This is a genomic window from Streptomyces sp. NPDC020801 (genome assembly GCF_044334385.1).
Lineage (GTDB): Bacteria > Actinomycetota > Actinomycetes > Streptomycetales > Streptomycetaceae > Streptomyces.
Map to the genome: position 1 here is coordinate 200006 of NZ_JBIRST010000011.1, position 15648 is coordinate 215653.

Sequence of the window (15648 nt, forward strand, 5' to 3'; positions counted from 1 at the left end):
GATGGCGGGTCTGACGAATGCGCTCCGCGTGCACGCGATCCGCCTGCTCACGGCCCGCGAGGGCGAGTTGCTCGCCCTGCTGGTCATCGCCCGCGAGGAGAACCAGGCCCTGCGGACCAGGCGCGACTTCAAGGCCAGTGTCGCCGCCAGCCTCATCGACACCGACTTGGAGGGCCAGTGAACACCACCTCCCCGACCCGGGCTGAGGTCGCCGACCTGTGCGAGAAGGCCGCTGCGGTCATCGCCACCCAAGGCCACTGCCAGGGCCACCTGTACGACACCCGGCAGGCCGCCGGACTGCCGGTCGAAAAGTGCCGGGTCGACGTCATCGGCGCCCTCAACGTCGCCGCGCACGGAACCCCCCGCTATGCGGCCTCCCCGCTCGTCGCCGCCGCGGAACGCGCACTGACCTCCCGCATTGAGGAGCCGTGCCTCGTCACCTGGAACGACAAGCGCGGCCGCCGCGCAGACCACGCGGTCACCCTCCTGCAAACCACCGCCATAGAGCTGAGGACGGAACCGAAGTGAGCATCAGCCTGCTGCCGATACGCCTCGGCCACCTCCGCCTCGAACGACCCGTCCGCAAGCACCGCGCGATCGACGAGGTGGCCCGGCTGCGGACCCTCCTCGGCGGCGCCCACGCCTGCATCGCCGGCCTGCAACTGCAGCTCGACGACAAGGACCGGGCCATCGCCGCGGTGAGCGCCCGGCAGACGGAGCTCGAGGCGACCGTCGTACAGCAGCAGGCTGACATCGACGAACTCACTGAGGAGCGGGACGTTCTCCGCGACCAGCTCACCGCACTCCGGCTCCGGTTCGGCGCCGAACTCGCCGCCGAAGCCAACGCGAACGCGATCACCGTGCCGCTCATGCACCGCGACACCACGGCGCTCGAGGACCAGGCCACCGCGCCGATCCCCGTCCTCACCCTCCAGCAAGCCTTCGGCAGCACCGACCCCGCGCACGTGCCCGCCTGGGCCAAGCGCGACTAGACCCGCCGGGCCGCGCGGATGGCGAAGGCCGCCGGCCCGGCGACAAGACCACAACCCAGACGGCCGGGAGCAGCCCCCCGCTCCGCGGCCAGCCGAGGCCCCGCCCTCCACGACCCCCGACGAGGGCGGGGCCCGGCCCAACGCATCCCATTTGGAGATCACATGCACACCAGCAGCACCAAGAGCGCGCCTCGGCCGCTCGCCTTCATTGACACCGAGACAACCGGCCTCGACCCCCGCAAGCACGACGCGTGGGAGATCGCCGTCATCCTCCGCCGTCCCGGAGCGGCAGACCTGGAGTACCTCTTCCAGATCCGCACCAGCCTTGCTGAGGCCGACCCGAAGGCCCTGGAGATCAACCAGTACGAGCAGCGATTCGCCGTCCCCGACGGGGAGTTCGCCATCGAGATCTCCACCACCACACCGGTCAAGGTCACGCCCCTTACCGAGGCAGACCTCATGCACGACCTGATGGCCATTCTCGATGGCGCCATGCTCGTCGGATCCAACCCCGCCTTCGATGACCGGTTCCTGTCGAAGATCTTCCACGAGGCTGGCGTCCCTCCCCGCTGGCACTACCGCACCGTCGACATCGCCACCCTCGCCGTCGGCCACCTGTACGGGCAGGCCTACACCCTCACCAAGCAGAACTGCGACGCCGCCTTCTACGGCCGTGCCGACGCCCTGCTGGAGGACGGCTGGAAGTCCTACGAACTGTCCCGCCTCATGGGCATCGAACCGCCCAAGCCGAGCGTCGCCCACACCGCACTCGGCGACGCCCGCTGGGCCCGCGACGTCTACGACGCCATCACCAAGGCCGATGCCTTCTACACCGCCTCCGACGAACAGCTCGCCGAGATGGCTGGCCACGCCCTCTCCAACACCTACGGAGACAGCCAGTGACCGCCGCCGTCGAGGCGCCGGCCGAGGTCGAGCCCGGCCTGTACGACATCCCCGCCGACCTGTACCACTCCGACCCGATCCCCGGCGGCAGCCTCTCCTCCACCGGTGCCCGTCGCATCACAGACTGCCCGGCCCGCTTCAAGTACTTCCTCGACAACCCCGAGCCCTACAAGCCCGAGTTCGAGTTCGGCACAGCCGCCCACACCGTCATCCTCGGCAACGGCCCCGAGCTCATCGTCGTCGACGAGAAGCGCTGGGACACCAACGAGACCAAGGCCCGTGTCGCCGCGATCCGGGCGGCCGGCAAGGTGCCGCTCAAGCCCGAGGCCAGGCAACGCATCGACGACATGGCGGAAGCCCTCGCCAACCACCCGGAAGCGTCCGATCTGCTCACCCCTGGCAGCGGCCTCGCCGAACAGTCGATCTTCTGGGAAGAGGACGGGATCTGGCGGCGCAGCCGCTTCGACTGGCTCCGCCCCGAGGAGATCGTCGACTACAAGTCGGCACGGTCCGTACACCCCGACTACCTGCAGAAAGCCGTGCAGGACTACGGCTACCACCAGCAGGACGACTTCTACCGGCGTGGTGCCATCCACCTCGGACTCATCCCGTCGACCGGCTCCTTCAAGTTCATTTTTCAGGAGAAGCAGCCGCCCTACCTGGTGACCGTCGTCGAGCTCGACTTCCCGGCGCGCGTCATCGGCGGCGAGCTCAACGACCGCGCCTTCTACACCTACGCCACGTGCCGGGAGACCGACTACTGGCCCGCCTACAGCGAAGGCACCACCTACATCTCGCTCCCCAAGTGGGTCGAGCGCAAGTACGAAGAGGAGAACTCGTGACCCAGCTTCCGCCGCCCGTCCGAACCGCACGCCCTGCCGCCGAACAGAACGGCTCCTCGCAGCAGTTCGCGTTCCGTCCCGCCAGCAAGGCCGGCCGCAAGGCCCGCCTGTCCATCCAGGGCATGTCCGGCTCGGGCAAGACCTGGACCGGGCTGTCCATCGCCCACGGCCTGTCCGAAGGCGCCAAGTTCGGCGTCATCGACACCGAGGGAGGGGCCGCCAGCCTGTACGCCGGAATGGGCGGCATCCAGTTCGACGCCGTCTCCCTGGACCGCTACGACCCGCGCGACCTCATCCGCATCCTCGACTCCGCCGCCCAGGTCGGATACCCCACCGTGTTCGTCGACAGCCTCTCCCACTTCTGGAAGGGCACCGACGGAACCCTCGACCAGGTCGAGAAGGCCAGCAGCCGGTACGGCGGCAACAAGTTCGCCGGCTGGAAAGACGGCACCCCCATGCAGAACGACATGGTCGCCGCGATCCTCGCCTACCCCGGCCACGTCGTCGCCTCGATGCGCTCCTACACCGAGTGGGTCCTGGACGGCGGCAAGCCTCAGCGCGTCGGCACCCGGCCCGAGCAACGCAAGGGCATCGAGTACGAGTTCGACGTCGCGGTGGCGATGGACATCGACAACACGCTCGAAGTCCTGAAGTCCCGCTGCCCCGCACTGAACCGCAAGGTCATCAAGCGTCCCCAGGGAGCACGCGACATCGCCGGACCGCTTCTCGCCTGGCTCAGCGAAGCACCAGCCCAGGGGTCCGCGCCCGAGACCGACGACCAGCAGTAGCCCGCACACATCACGGCCGCCCCGCGGGCATTGCGGGGCGGCCACCCCCAAGGAGACCACACGATGCGCAACTTCCTCCGCCAACTGCTCGACGCGCTGGCCCACCGCGGCCCCGACTACGACCTGCCCACCCGCACCGAGACCGACCTCAGGGCCGCGCTCGCCGACCTCTCCGGCCGCTGGGAACACTTCGCCGACGCCATCGACCCCGGCCTGCCCAAGGAACTGCTCGTCGACGCCGACTCCGGCCAGCAGTGGGCCGCCACCGTCGCCCACACCTACCGGGTCACGGCCCGCGACCTCCGTGACGTCCTCCGCACCGGACTCCCGCCACACGCCTTGATGACCGACGCCGAGCTCGAGCAGCACGGCACACCCGAGGAGGCCGGACGATGACCGCCCTCCCCGAGTCGACGCTGCTGGTCTGGTACTGCCGCCGCTGCGACAAGTCATGCAAGGTGCAGCCGCCGGACCCCGAGCAGGTCGCCTGCAAGTGCGACAGCCCCGTCCCGGGCCTGCGCCCCACACGCGTCACCGTCATTCACGCACCCAAGCCGCGCCCCATGCACGCCCTCACCAACGAGGAAGCCCGACTCCGCGCCCTGGCCCGGAAGGGCACGAAGGTGCGCGTCACGTTCGAGGGCGAGATCGCCGACGCGTGGCAGTGGTCCAACGGCATCTCGCGCGGCCTCGACTTCGTCGTCACCAGCCCGGACGGCCGCCGCCACACCGTCAACGGCACGCAACCCGGCCTCCACATCGAAGCCATTCCCGCAGACGAGGAGTCCGCCTCATGACCCGCCGCCTCTCCGTCGCCGAGCGTCTCGCGTCCACGGAGAAGGACGCCCTCCTCGACGACATCGCCCGCCACTCCGAATGGGACCGCTTCCTCGTCGAACAGGCCGTCCTCCACTTCGGCGAGACCCGCGCCGAGTGGAGCTGCAACGACTTGCGCGAAGTGCTACCCGACCTTGGCCCCGGCTTCCTCGGCGCCGCCATCAACAGCCTGCGCACCGCCGGCGTCATCGAGCACACCGGCCGGATGATCCCGTCTACCCAGGCCAACACGCACGGACACCGGATCTCCTGCTGGCGTCTCACCGGCAAGGGTCTGAGCATCGCCGCTACGCGCCGGGCCGCTCGGGCAGAGCGGAGGGCCGCCGCGTGATCCCGCTGAACCTCACTCCCGAAGAGATGCAGATCATCCGGCAGCGCTTCCTGGCGAAAGTCGAGCAGGGACCCGGCTGCTGGACGTGGAAGGGCGTCGCCCAGACGCGCGGCGGCCGTGGCCGGATGAGGATCAAGAACCGCGTCTACTACGCCTACCGCGTCGCCTACGCCTTGGAACACGGCTCCCTGCCCGAAGGCCTCGGCATCTGCCACCGCTGCGATAACCCGGCCTGTGTCCGGCCGAGCCACCTGTTCGCCGGCACCCAGGCAGAGAACGCCGCCGACATGGCGTCAAAGGGGCGCGGACGGAACGGAGTCCGGCTGGGCCTCGACCACCACAACGTAACGACGACTGGCGAGCAGGTGGCTTGGGCCATAGCCACGTACCGCAGCGGCCGAATGACTCAGGCCGCCATCGGCGAGGTCCTCGGCGTGGGGCAAACGACGATCAGTCGCTGGGTCCACGGCGAGGTGCGCCACGCCACCGCGAAGGGCCGGCAGATAGCCGCCCAGCGCCGTACCGCCCGCGCAGCCGAAAGGCGGGCCGCATGACCGGCTTTGTCGACTGGTACACCGACCAGCTCGCCACCTACGGCATCGGCCCCGTCACCGCCGTCGAAGCCGTCGGCGCCGTCGTCCTCACCTGCGCCACCGGGTTGGCCTTCCACCTCGCCGAACGAGCCCGCGACCGGCGACGCCTCCGCAACACGCCCGCCGCACCCGACAACCAGCCCGGCACCGACATCGACCTGCTCATCGCCTGCCGCCGCATCAACGCCCTGCCCCACGCCGCCCGGAAGGAGGACCACTCGTGAAGACCACCAAGATCGCGCCGCACGGGAGCGACGCCCGCTACAAGGGCAACCGCACTGGAACCCGCCCACCCTGCCGCTGCACTAAGTGCACGCGAGGCCACCGCCTGGCGGACCTGCAGCGAGAACTCCGCCGACAGCGCGGCGAACGCAACCTCGTCCCCGTCAGCGAAGTCCTGCCGCACATCCTGATGCTCCGCGCCAGCGGCATGAGCCAAACCATGATCGCCCGCGAGGCCGGTGTCTCACAGGCCGTCATCTCCTACATCACCACCGGCCGCAACAAGACCTGCCAGACCGGCAAGGCGCAGCGCATCCTCGCCGTCCAGCCTCGCAGCTTCGACGGCAACGCCGAACGCCCCGCCATCGGCTCCACCCGCCGCATCCGCGCCCTCTACAGCCTCGGCCACAGCCGGGCCGACATCGCCGCCCTCAGCGGCCTCAGCGTCGCCAGCATCAGCCTCCTCGCCGACGGCCGCTGGAAGGTCATCGACAACAAGGCCGCCACCGCACTGGCCGACACCTACCGCCAACTCGCCCACCAGCGCGGCCGCAACTGGAAGAACGAACGGCGCGCCGCAGCCGAAGGCTGGCACGGGCCGCTCGCCTGGGACGACATCGACGACCCCAACGAACAGCCCGAGGTCGAGCAGCCCAACGAGCTGGAACTGAAGCGCAACGACCTCGCTGCCGTCCGCCGCGCCGAGATCGAACACCTCGACGCATTCAACCTCCCCACCCGGGACATCGCCGACCGGCTCGGCATCAGCGAATCCACCGTCGCCGGAGTCGTCCGCGAACTCCGCGCCGGCCAGCGGCGGCAGCGGAAGCAGGTGGCCGCGTGATTGTGGATCTCTTCAGCGGCCCGCGCGGCTGGTCTGAGGGCCTGCGCATGCTCGGCCTGTCGGACATCGGCCTGGAGTGGGAGACCGCAGCATGCCGCACCGCGCACGCCGCCGGCCACCCAGTCATCCAGACTGACGTCGCCGCCTACCCGACCGCGCCGTTCGCCGGCCGTATCACCGGGCTGATCGCCTCACCGCCGTGCCAGGCATGGTCCCGCGCCGGGAAGCGCGGCGGTCTCGAGGATCAGCCGCTCATTACCCAGACCGTGCACGACCTCGCCAACGGCCGCGACACCCGGGCAAAGCTCAAGGCCGCTTGTAAGGACGAGCGGAGCATCCTCGCTGCCGAACCGATGCGCTGGCTGTACGACCTGCGGCCCGAATGGGTGTGCATGGAGGAAGTCCCCGACGTCCTCCCGCTGTTCCGGCAGATCGCCGCCGTGCTGCGGAGTTGGGGCTACAGCGTGTGGGTCGGCGTAGTCAACGCCGCCGACTACGGCGTCCCGCAGACGAGGCGCCGCGCCATCCTCATCGCCTCCCGAGCCCGGGCCGTCACCGCGCCCGCGCCGTCGCACAGCGAGCACGGTGCTTTCGGTCTGTTCGGCGACGACCTGCCGCGGTGGATCACCATGGCCGAGGCGCTCGGCTGGGGCTACACCGACCGGCCCGCGCCGACCGTCACCGGCGGCGGCACCGCGACCGGCGGCCCCGAGCCGTTCGGGAACGCCACTAGGCGGGCCATGCGCAAGGCGATGGACGACCGCAAGCACTGGGCCTGGCGGAAGCCAGCACCCACCATCTCCGGCACCGTCGGCCATGTCGGCGGCAAGCAGGCCGAGGGCCACCTGAACCTGTCGCCCGAGGAGGGCGCTCTCCTCCAGACGTTCCGCCCGGGCTACCCGTTCCACGGCAACAAGGGGCAGCGCTCGCTGCAGATCGGGAACGCCGTCCCGCCGCTGCTCGCCGCGCACGTCGCCTCCGCCGCCACCGGCATCCCGCTACCCGCCACCGAGAGCCAGCCAGCCGCCGCCTAGCCCGGACACGGCGAAGGGCCCCGCGATTGCGGGGCCCCGGAGGAGAGGAGGGGAGATGTCAGGAAGCGCGCTGATCCTCGACCTCGCGCACGAGCCGGCGGACGTGCTCCCGGGTGTATCCCGTCAGCTCGACGACCTCACTCTGCTTCATGCCCTCCCGTATGGCGTCGGCCATGGCGATGGCCAGCGCAGCACGGGCGTCGTCGGCGCGCTTCTCAGCGGCGGTCTTGGTGCGCACTGCCTTCCGCAGGGCGGCAACGGTCTCTTCGGTGACGGGCATGCCTGCATGTTCGCACATCGAGGTGGCCACACGGAAGCCCGGCCCACCGTCTTGATTCTGACACTCGCACGTGGCCACATGTATGTGGCATCATGGATGTGCGCCGAAGATCCGTAACGGGCGACAGCTCACCCATGCCCTGACCAGCGCAAACGAGAGAAGACCAACCCATGGCCTGGTTCGCCCTTGATGACGGGTTCGACACGCACCCCAAGGTGCGCAAGGCGGGCAATGCCGCAGTCGGCCTGTTCGTCCGGCTCGGCGTGCACGCCACCAAGCACCTCACCGAGGGCCACCTCGACGGCGACATCGTCACGGCCTACGGCACCGCGGCCACGATTCGCAAGCTCCTCGCCGTCGGCATGCTCCACGAGCCCGGTCATAGCTGCCCCCGATGCCCGCAGCCGGCCGAGGGGGGCTACTACATCCACGACTACCTCGACTACAACAAGTCCCGCCAGCAGATCGAAGCCGCCCGCGAGGCAGCACGCAAGCGGCAGCAGCGAGGCCGCGACAACGCCCGCCTGAACCGAAGCTCGCACGATTCTGCGGCGAATTTGAGCTCAAACTCGCGCGGAAATGACGCCAGTTCGGCGGCAAACCGCGTCGAAAATGCACCCCTGTTTGAAGACTCAGCCGCAGGTCAGGACGGTACGTCACGCCGTGACACCCAGGAGGGTGCAACGGGTGTCCCCTCCCCTCCCCTCCCCTCCCAGAACTACGACGGGGCTGATGTAGGTGGGGGATCTACCGGTAGCAGGCCGGCTGATCTTGACGCTTTCGCGCCCGCCCCGATCGATGTCGACGGCTTCGAACTCACCGACGCGATGCGCGCCTGGTCGCTGCGCACCTTCGGCGCCGGCCTCGACCTCGACTACGAGACCGCGCAATTCCTCGACCACTTCCGAGCCAACGGCAGCCGCCGCCCCAACTGGCCGGCCGAGTGGCAGAAGTGGATCCGCCGCTCCGCCAAGTTCGCCTCCGAACGCGCCAACCGGCCGCCGCTCCGCGCCGTCTCCGGCGGCTTCCAGCCCTTCAAGAACCCAGAAGACCAGTCCGTCTACGACGAACCCCTCATCTAAGGAGGACCCCGTCATGCCCGAACAGTGGACACCGCCCAGCAAGCGCAATTCGCTCGGCGTCGACTTCGCCGGACTCGGCATCCCCAAGGGCCGCTACGTCATCCCGATGGAAGGCGACTACCGAGACCATGCGGAAGACACCGGGCAAGGCTACGAGCGCCTGATGCAGCACTTCCGCGGTGAGATCCCCCTCACCGACCTGCCCGACAGCGACATTCAGTATCTCCGCGAGTTCTTCGGCCAGCAGGTCTCCGAACAGCGCGAACGCTCCCTCACTTACTTCGCCAGCCGTGTCCCGCGCCGCTACGCCAAAGTCACCCCCGACGACACCGCCGCCGCATGGGCCCGAGCCGTCGCCACCAACCCTGACGACACCCGTTCGCTCCTCATCGTCGGCCCTACCGGCACCGGCAAGACGCACTACGCCTACTCCGTCCTGCGCGCCCTCGCCGAGACCGGAGCGGGCGCCATCTGGACCGCAACCACCGCCGCCGACCTGTACGCCCAGCTCCGGCCCCGCGCCGGGCGCGACAGCGAAGCCGAGTTCGACAAGTTCGCCCAAGCCGGCGTCCTGTTCGTCGACGATCTCGGCGCGGCGAAGCTCACCGAGTGGACCGAAGAGGTCACCTACCGGCTGATCAACCACCGGTACGAGCAGTGCCGGCCCGGCATCTTCACCAGCAACGTGCCCCCATCGCAGCTGCGTGACGTCCTCGGCGAGCGCATCGCCTCCCGGCTCACCGAGATGTGCGAGCGGGTCGCCCTCAAGGGCGACGACCGCCGGAAGGGGATGGCGGCATGAGCCCGATCCGAATCCAGCGCAAGCGCACGAAGGGTTGGCGCGCACCCGACGGCGTCGTCTACGTCGGCCGCGGCAGCCGCTGGGGCAACGCATACCCGCTCAATAAGACGCAGGTCCGCATGCCCGCGCTCGACGGCAGCGAGTGGGAGCACGAGGGCCGCCTCGGCAAGACATCCGGCCAGCGGCACGCCTTCGTCCACCCCGACGGCAAGGTGACGTCGCACCTCGTGCAGGACGCCACCCCCGAGCAGGTCGTCGAGCTGTACCGCCGCTGGATCGCCGAGCGGCCCGAGGTCGTCGAGCAGGCGCGCCTGGAACTCGCCGGCCACGACCTCATGTGCTGGTGCCCGCCCGAGCGTGCCTGCCACGCGGACGTCCTGCTCGAACTCGCCAACACCTCGGAGCGTGCGGCATGACCACTGCACTCACCTACGACGACGTTCGCGCCCTGAAGGTCGACGGCGAGCTCGGCAAGTTCATCAAGTTCCACATGGCAGCAGCCCAGCGTGACGCCGCCCACCGCCGCGGACTCGTCCTCCGCTACCCCGATCTCGCCGCCAAGCTCACCGAACGGCCGATCAACTTCACAGCACCCGAAAAGTGGAACGGCTACATCCCCCCGACCACCGACTGCACCGGCGCCATGAACACCACCCCCTGCCGGCCCGCCCTCCTCGCCCTCGTCGCGGAAGCCGAGCAGCGCCTCCGCCAGCCGAAGGAGACCACCGAGGCGCTCGAGGAGGCTGCCGCATGAGCCGTCACTGCACCATCGACGACTGCACCAAGACGGCGCGCCCCGGTCGCCGTATCTGCCAGATGCACCGGCAGCGACTCGCCCGGCACGGCGACCTGCACTTCACCGAGTGGACCGTCGCCGACGACACAGACGTTGAGCTGATCGTCGCCGAGCAGCGGCCCTCGCCCGGACTGACCCGCCTCGAACGCGTCATGGTCGCGCGTGGCCTCACCGACCACGGCCTGCCCGCGTCGGAGATAGCCCGAATCCTCGACGTCACCGAACGCACCGTCTACCGCTGGCGCGCCGAAGACCGGAGCGCCGCCTGATGTCCCGCCCGTGGCTGCCCCACCCGCCCGCGGTGATCCGCCCGCGCCGCGTCTGCCCGACCGGCCGGCCCCGTTACCGGTCCCGCGGTTACGCGCTTGCCGCGCTGCCCGCCTGGTCCGGCGACGCCCACCTCACACCCCAGCCGTGCGCCCAGTGCGGCGGCTGGCACCTGACCGACACCGGAAGGAACCCGCGATGAGCACCCCGCGCCGGATTCAGCGCCGTCGAGTCTTCGGCTGGCGCGCACCCGAGGGAGCCGTCTACGTCGGCCGCCCCACCCTGTACGGCAACCCCTTCCAGATCGCCCGGGTCGGGAAGGTCTGGTGCGTCTTCGTCGACGCGGCGCCGGGCGTGACCGGGCGGACGGTCGCCACCGTGTTCAGCGAGCGGGAGGCCCGGCAGACCGCCGTCGACGAGTTCCGGGCGATGCTCCGCACCCCCGGCGGTAGCGAGCAGGCCGAGTTTTTCGCGCACCGGCTTCACGGTCGGGACCTCATGTGCTGGTGCCCGGAGGCGATGCCCTGCCACGCCGACGTCCTGCTGGAGCTCGCCAACCCCACCCCTGCCGTTTGAGCGCGTGTTGGTGCCCGCCCGCCAAGGACACGCCACCACCAACCAGCCCGAACCAGGCATGACAACCGGAAGGAACCCGAGATGAGCGGCGAGCCGCCGTACTACCAAGACGAGCAGGTGACCCTCCTGCTCGGCGATGCCTTGGAGCAGATGCGCATGCTGCCCGACCAGTCCGTCGACTGCATCGTCACCTCACCCCCGTACTACGGGCTCCGCGACTACGGCACGGCCGGCCAGTACGGGCTGGAGGCCACGCCCGCGGCCTACGTGGAGGCCCTGCGCGCGGTGTTTGCCGAAGTGCGCCGCGTCCTCTCGGACGACGGCACCTGCTGGATCAACATCGACGACTCCTACGCCTACCTGCCCGGCAGCGCAGGGCGACAGGGCAAAGGGCAGCGGCAGGACCGCACGTTCACCGCCGAGCCTCTGCCCGACACCCGCGCCCTGCCGCCTAAAAACCTGTGCCTCATACCCGAGCGCCTGCTGATCGCGCTTCAGGATGAGGGCTGGATAGTGCGCAGCAAGGGAATCTGGCACAAGCCCAACGCCATGCCCGAGCCTGTGCGCGATCGTCTGGCCCACGCCTACGAGCACCTGTTCCTGCTCGCCAAGCGGCCCCGCTACTGGTACGACGCCGCCGCCATCCGCGACACAAGCGATCCCGCCCAGGAAGCAAAGAACCATCGGCAGGCAAGGCGCTACGCCGCACACGACGACCGCGTGGCAGCCACGGGACAGCCGGGAAACGTCAACAACGCCGGTATCCACTCACGCCCCAGCGAGAGCGGCCGCCACGCCCGCGACGTCTGGTCGATCAGCACCCGCCCGAACGCGCAGGCCCATTTTGCGACGTTCCCGATCGGCCTGCCGCTGCGCTGCATCAAGGCCGGCTGCAAGCCGGGCGGGACCGTCCTGGACCCGTTCTCCGGCTCCGGCACGACGGGGGCCGCGGCCCGCCAGCTCGGGCGGAAGTACATCGGCATCGATCTCAACCCCGCCTACCACGACCTCGCCAAGGACCGGTTCGCGCAGGGCGTGCTCGACCTCGACCTGCCCGCATGACCCCGCAGCACGGCCGCCCCCTGGAGCTAGCAGGGGGCGGCCGGCCCGGCAATCCAACCACAGCCCCGCCACGGCCCCCAGACGCCCGCCAGGCGCCCGCACAGCACCTCCGGCGACTCTCGCGACGCCGGAGGGGCTCCCAGAGCCCCACAGGCCCGTACAGCCCCGCCGCACCGAAAGGCCAGCCGATGACCACACCCGCCGACGAACTCCGCGCAGCAGCCGACAAGCTGCGCCGCATCTGTAACGCCGCTGCGCCCGGCCCATGGACGATCTCCAAGGTCTCGCCGTACACCGACCCGCTGCTCATGTCCCGCTTCGAGGAAACGCCAGACAACGAAGGGGTTCTCGTCGTCGGCAACGTCGACCTCGAACCCGAGGACCAGGCCGTCGTGCAGCTACTCCACCCCGGCGTCGGAGTCGCGCTCGCCGACTGGCTGGAGTGGCAGTCCGCCGCACTCACCGAAGGTCACATCGCTCTTCCGGACGCCGCCCTCGCCGTGGCCCGCGCGATCAACGGGAGCACCCGGTGACCCGCGCCCGTATCCAGTGGCTGCCCGACGACGGCTCCGCGCGGATCCTCGCCGCCTACGCCCGCACCCGCGAACCCTTGCGCTCCGTCCTCCGCCGCGCGCTGAAGCACCTCGCCATCGCCGACGGCATCCTCGACGGCCGCGGCCAGGTACGGCGCGAACCCCGGCAAGGGAGGCGGCCGTGAGCGACGCCCTGTTCGAGATAGCCGACATGGTCCCCGCGAAGCCCGAGCCCGCGCCTGTGTACTCGGTTCACTGCTTCTTCAACTGCGGGCACGTCACCAGCGCGTCGGACCCGCGCACGTCCGGTGACGCCATGCAGCGGCACTACGCCGAGCAGCACAGCGCCGACATCGATCGTGCGCTCGGCTTTCTCGGGAGGCCGCAGTGAAACCCCTGACCCGCCGGCAGCGGCAAGTCCTCTTCCTCGCGGCGGCCGGCAACACGAACGCCCGCATCGCCGCCCAGTTGGGCAACAGCGCGCACTCGGTTGCCGAGATCCTCACCGCCGCCTACCGCAGCCTCGGCGCCCGAGACCGCACCCACGCCGTCGTGCTCGCGATCTGGTCCGGCCAGATCAGCCCCGCCGACCTCGCCACCATCACCCAACCCGCCAGCCAGGAGGCAGCCTGATGCACGATCCGCTCACCGTCGCGTTCGAACTCCGCCGCCCGTGGCCCAAGCTCGAAACCTGGAAGACCGAGCACGCGGCACGTACCGGCATCCGCTGGCAGTTCAACGGCGCCTTCTGGGTGCTCGCCGGGCGCGGCCTGTACTTCCCAGCCCTGATCACCGTGTGGCACCGGGACCCGTCCGGCTACGACCACATCACCTGCCGGGGCAAGCGGTGGCAGCTCCACGTCCACCACTGGCGCATCCAGGTCCATCCTTTGCAGGAACTCCGCCGTCGTCTCCTCACCCGCTGCTCCTGGTGCCACGGCCGCCACCGCAAGGGCGACCCGGTCAACGTCTCCCACTCGTGGGACGGGCCGCGCGGGCACTGGTGGCAGGGCGAGCCCGGCCTGTTCCACCACGACTGTTCGGCGATCGAGCGGGCGCACGCCACCTGCGTCTGCGAGCAGCCCGTCCTCGACCACGACGGCTACGGCCAGTGCGCCCGCTGCGATCGGTTCCGGCCCTGCGGGTTCACCGACGCCAATCTTGCACGGGTCCGCGACCTTCACTCGATCCCGCAAGGCGGACGCCGCAACAACGCCCAGGAGGCAGCCGCATGACCGACCAGCCGCAGGCCGTAGCCGACAACTGCGAGCACCACTACGAGACCCGCATCCTCGGTGCGCACCCGATCCACGTCCGGGTCTGCATCCTGTGCCGCGCTCCGGACTGGGCGGACCTCTACGAGCAGGCCGACACGCTGTTCCGGTGGGGCCGGGACGAAGGTCTGGCTGGCAAGCCGCCGCGGGAACGGCTCAGCGCCTACGACATGCCCCGGCGAGACGACCCGGCGTCCACCCCCACGGAGCCCGCCAGTGCCCGCGTGAGCGCCCCGCAGGCGGCAGGCGGGGCGACGGAGGGCCGAGACGACGAACGGGCCGCAGGCAGGCGCGAGGCGCTTCGGGGACAGATCGCCAAGGCCGCGCGCACCGTCCCGCTCCACCTCGGCCCGAATGCCGTGGCCATGGTCCAGCGCGGAGAGCCGATCATCCTCAACATGAACGAGGCCGACAACCTCGCCGACGCCGTCCTCGCCGTCATCCAGCCCCACCTCGACTCAGAGCGCCGCGACCAGCTGGACGCCGCCCTCGCCGCGCTCGGCAAGTCGGAGATCGAACTCGCCGACACCCGGGCCGCCCTCGCCCGCGTGCGTGCGGTCGCCGACCGGCTCGCCGTCCAGCAGCACGGCGTCGACATCGAAGCCGACAGCCTCCGCCGCGCCGTCGCCAAGGACATCCACGCCGCCCTCGACCAGCCGCCCGCCCACAACGCCGGGCCGACCATCCGCGAATGCGCCGAAGTCGACCGGCGCTGGCCGCTGCAGAAGAACGGCGAGTAGCCGCCCCACCGCCCCAACCCCGCCCCGCACCAAGGAGCTACCGATGACCGCCGCCTGCATCGCCGAGCACTGCACCCGCCTGCTGAGGGATTGGGAGACCAGTGCCAACTGGCAGATATGCCGACCCTGCGTAGACCAGATGCGGGCGTGGCTCCGCGCCGTACCCAACCTGCTCATCGTCCTGGCGGACGGCAGCATGCACCGCGAACGGTCCGGCGAGTCTGGCGGACGCGGCGGCACCAAAGAGGCCCCGCTGCCCGGCCGGCCGACCACGATGAACTTCATCGGACCCGCCTCCACCACCGACGTCCGCGACCTCCACGGCGACCAGATCGGGCAGCGGCCCATCATCGACTTCCTCGGATCGTGGACCAGGCTCGTCCTCGAAGAGCACCCCCGGCGCCACCAGCGGGACTTCAAGCAGCCCGACAACTGGAGCGAGGCCGGTCTGTCGGCATGGCTGTCCACCGCTCTGCCGTGGGCGTCCACGATGGCCTGGATCGGTGAAATGGCGCAGGAATTGCGGGACCTCACGATCGCCATTCGGGGGATAGCGCGGGTTGAGGTGCGGACCCGGGCCGTCAGCCGGCCATGCCCGAACAGCGACTGCGGACTCCTCGCCCTGACCCGCACCGACTGGGACCAGTACGTGCGCTGCTCCGCCTGCGGCAACGCCTACACCGACGCCGAACTGAACGCAGACGCCGTAGCCCGGTCCGCGGCATGACGAAAGCCCCGGCCAGACGGCCGGGGCTTTCACCTGTCTACGAGCGACTCAGAGGGCTGGCTGCCCGCTACCCGGGCAGGTCTCCGTCCCGCTGCCCGCCCGCTGATGCATCGTCGTCGGCGA

General features: G+C 70.1%; 28 protein-coding genes. 27 read left to right on the forward strand and 1 reads right to left on the reverse strand.

What is annotated here, in order from left to right:
• Position 1 precedes the first annotated feature (1 nt).
• From ACH4UM_RS23570 to ACH4UM_RS23630, 13 genes are all read left to right on the forward strand, one after another.
• Positions 2-181, forward strand: coding sequence for a hypothetical protein (locus ACH4UM_RS23570; RefSeq protein ID WP_398182545.1), 180 nt, complete (start codon positions 2-4; stop codon positions 179-181).
• Positions 178-528: a hypothetical protein gene (locus ACH4UM_RS23575; protein WP_398182548.1), complete on the forward strand. Its 351-nt coding sequence runs from the start codon at positions 178-180 to the stop codon at positions 526-528. Before ACH4UM_RS23570 ends, ACH4UM_RS23575 begins: the two co-directional genes overlap by 4 nt.
• Positions 525-992: a hypothetical protein gene (locus ACH4UM_RS23580; RefSeq protein WP_398182551.1), complete on the forward strand. Its 468-nt coding sequence runs from the start codon at positions 525-527 to the stop codon at positions 990-992. Before ACH4UM_RS23575 ends, ACH4UM_RS23580 begins: the two co-directional genes overlap by 4 nt.
• Positions 993-1154: 162 nt before the next feature.
• Complete coding sequence (locus tag ACH4UM_RS23585) at positions 1155-1895, forward strand: hypothetical protein (RefSeq protein ID WP_398182554.1); 741 nt, start codon at positions 1155-1157, stop codon at positions 1893-1895.
• Positions 1892-2737 (forward strand): PD-(D/E)XK nuclease-like domain-containing protein, encoded by an 846-nt coding sequence (locus tag ACH4UM_RS23590; RefSeq protein WP_398182557.1) that lies wholly within the window; start codon positions 1892-1894, stop codon positions 2735-2737. Before ACH4UM_RS23585 ends, ACH4UM_RS23590 begins: the two co-directional genes overlap by 4 nt.
• Positions 2734-3525, forward strand: coding sequence for an ATP-binding protein (locus ACH4UM_RS23595; RefSeq protein ID WP_398182560.1), 792 nt, complete (start codon positions 2734-2736; stop codon positions 3523-3525). The genes ACH4UM_RS23590 and ACH4UM_RS23595 overlap by 4 nt, the downstream gene beginning before the upstream one ends.
• A 63-nt stretch (positions 3526-3588) precedes the next feature.
• Positions 3589-3921 carry a hypothetical protein gene (locus ACH4UM_RS23600; protein ID WP_398182563.1) on the forward strand — a complete coding sequence of 111 codons (333 nt, stop codon included), beginning with the start codon at positions 3589-3591 and terminating at the stop codon, positions 3919-3921.
• Complete coding sequence (locus tag ACH4UM_RS23605) at positions 3918-4322, forward strand: hypothetical protein (protein ID WP_398182566.1); 405 nt, start codon at positions 3918-3920, stop codon at positions 4320-4322. Before ACH4UM_RS23600 ends, ACH4UM_RS23605 begins: the two co-directional genes overlap by 4 nt.
• The gene (locus ACH4UM_RS23610) at positions 4319-4693 is read left to right on the forward strand and encodes a hypothetical protein (protein WP_398182568.1); all 375 of its coding nucleotides are present in this window, start codon (positions 4319-4321) and stop codon (positions 4691-4693) included. Before ACH4UM_RS23605 ends, ACH4UM_RS23610 begins: the two co-directional genes overlap by 4 nt.
• Positions 4690-5247 (forward strand): HNH endonuclease, encoded by a 558-nt coding sequence (locus tag ACH4UM_RS23615; RefSeq protein WP_398182571.1) that lies wholly within the window; start codon positions 4690-4692, stop codon positions 5245-5247. The genes ACH4UM_RS23610 and ACH4UM_RS23615 overlap by 4 nt, the downstream gene beginning before the upstream one ends.
• Complete coding sequence (locus ACH4UM_RS23620; protein WP_398182574.1) at positions 5244-5510, forward strand: hypothetical protein; 267 nt, start codon at positions 5244-5246, stop codon at positions 5508-5510. Before ACH4UM_RS23615 ends, ACH4UM_RS23620 begins: the two co-directional genes overlap by 4 nt.
• Complete coding sequence (locus ACH4UM_RS23625; RefSeq protein ID WP_398182577.1) at positions 5507-6352, forward strand: hypothetical protein; 846 nt, start codon at positions 5507-5509, stop codon at positions 6350-6352. Before ACH4UM_RS23620 ends, ACH4UM_RS23625 begins: the two co-directional genes overlap by 4 nt.
• Positions 6349-7386 (forward strand): DNA cytosine methyltransferase, encoded by a 1038-nt coding sequence (locus tag ACH4UM_RS23630; protein ID WP_398182580.1) that lies wholly within the window; start codon positions 6349-6351, stop codon positions 7384-7386. The genes ACH4UM_RS23625 and ACH4UM_RS23630 overlap by 4 nt, the downstream gene beginning before the upstream one ends.
• Before the next feature lie 58 nt (positions 7387-7444).
• Here ACH4UM_RS23630 and ACH4UM_RS23635 read toward each other — a convergent pair whose 3' ends face one another.
• Positions 7445-7666 (reverse strand): hypothetical protein, encoded by a 222-nt coding sequence (locus ACH4UM_RS23635; RefSeq protein ID WP_398182583.1) that lies wholly within the window; start codon positions 7664-7666, stop codon positions 7445-7447.
• 170 nt (positions 7667-7836) lie between these two features.
• On the opposite strand from ACH4UM_RS23635, the gene ACH4UM_RS23640 reads away from it, so the two are divergent.
• The 14 genes from ACH4UM_RS23640 to ACH4UM_RS23705 all read left to right on the forward strand — a co-directional run bounded on the left by ACH4UM_RS23640 (position 7837) and on the right by ACH4UM_RS23705 (position 15525).
• The gene (locus tag ACH4UM_RS23640; protein WP_398182586.1) at positions 7837-8748 is read left to right on the forward strand and encodes a hypothetical protein; all 912 of its coding nucleotides are present in this window, start codon (positions 7837-7839) and stop codon (positions 8746-8748) included.
• 13 nt (positions 8749-8761) lie between these two features.
• Entirely contained in the window at positions 8762-9550 is a 789-nt protein-coding gene (locus tag ACH4UM_RS23645) for an ATP-binding protein (protein WP_398182589.1), read from the forward strand.
• On the forward strand, positions 9547-9966 hold the full coding sequence (locus ACH4UM_RS23650) for a DUF4326 domain-containing protein (protein ID WP_398182592.1): 420 nt from the start codon (positions 9547-9549) through the stop codon (positions 9964-9966). The genes ACH4UM_RS23645 and ACH4UM_RS23650 overlap by 4 nt, the downstream gene beginning before the upstream one ends.
• The gene (locus tag ACH4UM_RS23655; RefSeq protein WP_398182594.1) at positions 9963-10304 is read left to right on the forward strand and encodes a hypothetical protein; all 342 of its coding nucleotides are present in this window, start codon (positions 9963-9965) and stop codon (positions 10302-10304) included. The genes ACH4UM_RS23650 and ACH4UM_RS23655 overlap by 4 nt, the downstream gene beginning before the upstream one ends.
• Positions 10301-10615, forward strand: coding sequence for a helix-turn-helix domain-containing protein (locus tag ACH4UM_RS23660; protein WP_398182597.1), 315 nt, complete (start codon positions 10301-10303; stop codon positions 10613-10615). The genes ACH4UM_RS23655 and ACH4UM_RS23660 overlap by 4 nt, the downstream gene beginning before the upstream one ends.
• Before the next feature lie 196 nt (positions 10616-10811).
• A complete protein-coding gene (locus ACH4UM_RS23665) occupies positions 10812-11189 on the forward strand; it encodes a DUF4326 domain-containing protein (RefSeq protein ID WP_398182600.1) in 378 nt (125 codons plus the stop codon).
• 81 nt (positions 11190-11270) lie between these two features.
• On the forward strand, positions 11271-12251 hold the full coding sequence (locus ACH4UM_RS23670; protein WP_398182603.1) for a DNA-methyltransferase: 981 nt from the start codon (positions 11271-11273) through the stop codon (positions 12249-12251).
• 188 nt (positions 12252-12439) lie between these two features.
• Positions 12440-12784, forward strand: a complete 345-nt coding sequence (locus ACH4UM_RS23675) for a hypothetical protein (RefSeq protein ID WP_398182606.1) — start codon at positions 12440-12442, stop codon at positions 12782-12784.
• The gene (locus tag ACH4UM_RS23680) at positions 12781-12969 is read left to right on the forward strand and encodes a hypothetical protein (RefSeq protein WP_398182609.1); all 189 of its coding nucleotides are present in this window, start codon (positions 12781-12783) and stop codon (positions 12967-12969) included. The genes ACH4UM_RS23675 and ACH4UM_RS23680 overlap by 4 nt, the downstream gene beginning before the upstream one ends.
• Positions 12966-13175 carry a hypothetical protein gene (locus tag ACH4UM_RS23685; RefSeq protein WP_398182612.1) on the forward strand — a complete coding sequence of 70 codons (210 nt, stop codon included), beginning with the start codon at positions 12966-12968 and terminating at the stop codon, positions 13173-13175. The genes ACH4UM_RS23680 and ACH4UM_RS23685 overlap by 4 nt, the downstream gene beginning before the upstream one ends.
• Positions 13172-13417: a helix-turn-helix transcriptional regulator gene (locus tag ACH4UM_RS23690; RefSeq protein ID WP_398182615.1), complete on the forward strand. Its 246-nt coding sequence runs from the start codon at positions 13172-13174 to the stop codon at positions 13415-13417. Before ACH4UM_RS23685 ends, ACH4UM_RS23690 begins: the two co-directional genes overlap by 4 nt.
• Positions 13417-14019 (forward strand): hypothetical protein, encoded by a 603-nt coding sequence (locus ACH4UM_RS23695; RefSeq protein WP_398182618.1) that lies wholly within the window; start codon positions 13417-13419, stop codon positions 14017-14019. Before ACH4UM_RS23690 ends, ACH4UM_RS23695 begins: the two co-directional genes overlap by 1 nt.
• Complete coding sequence (locus ACH4UM_RS23700) at positions 14016-14798, forward strand: hypothetical protein (RefSeq protein WP_398182621.1); 783 nt, start codon at positions 14016-14018, stop codon at positions 14796-14798. The genes ACH4UM_RS23695 and ACH4UM_RS23700 overlap by 4 nt, the downstream gene beginning before the upstream one ends.
• Positions 14799-14841: 43 nt before the next feature.
• On the forward strand, positions 14842-15525 hold the full coding sequence (locus ACH4UM_RS23705; RefSeq protein WP_398182624.1) for a hypothetical protein: 684 nt from the start codon (positions 14842-14844) through the stop codon (positions 15523-15525).
• Positions 15526-15648 lie beyond the last annotated feature (123 nt).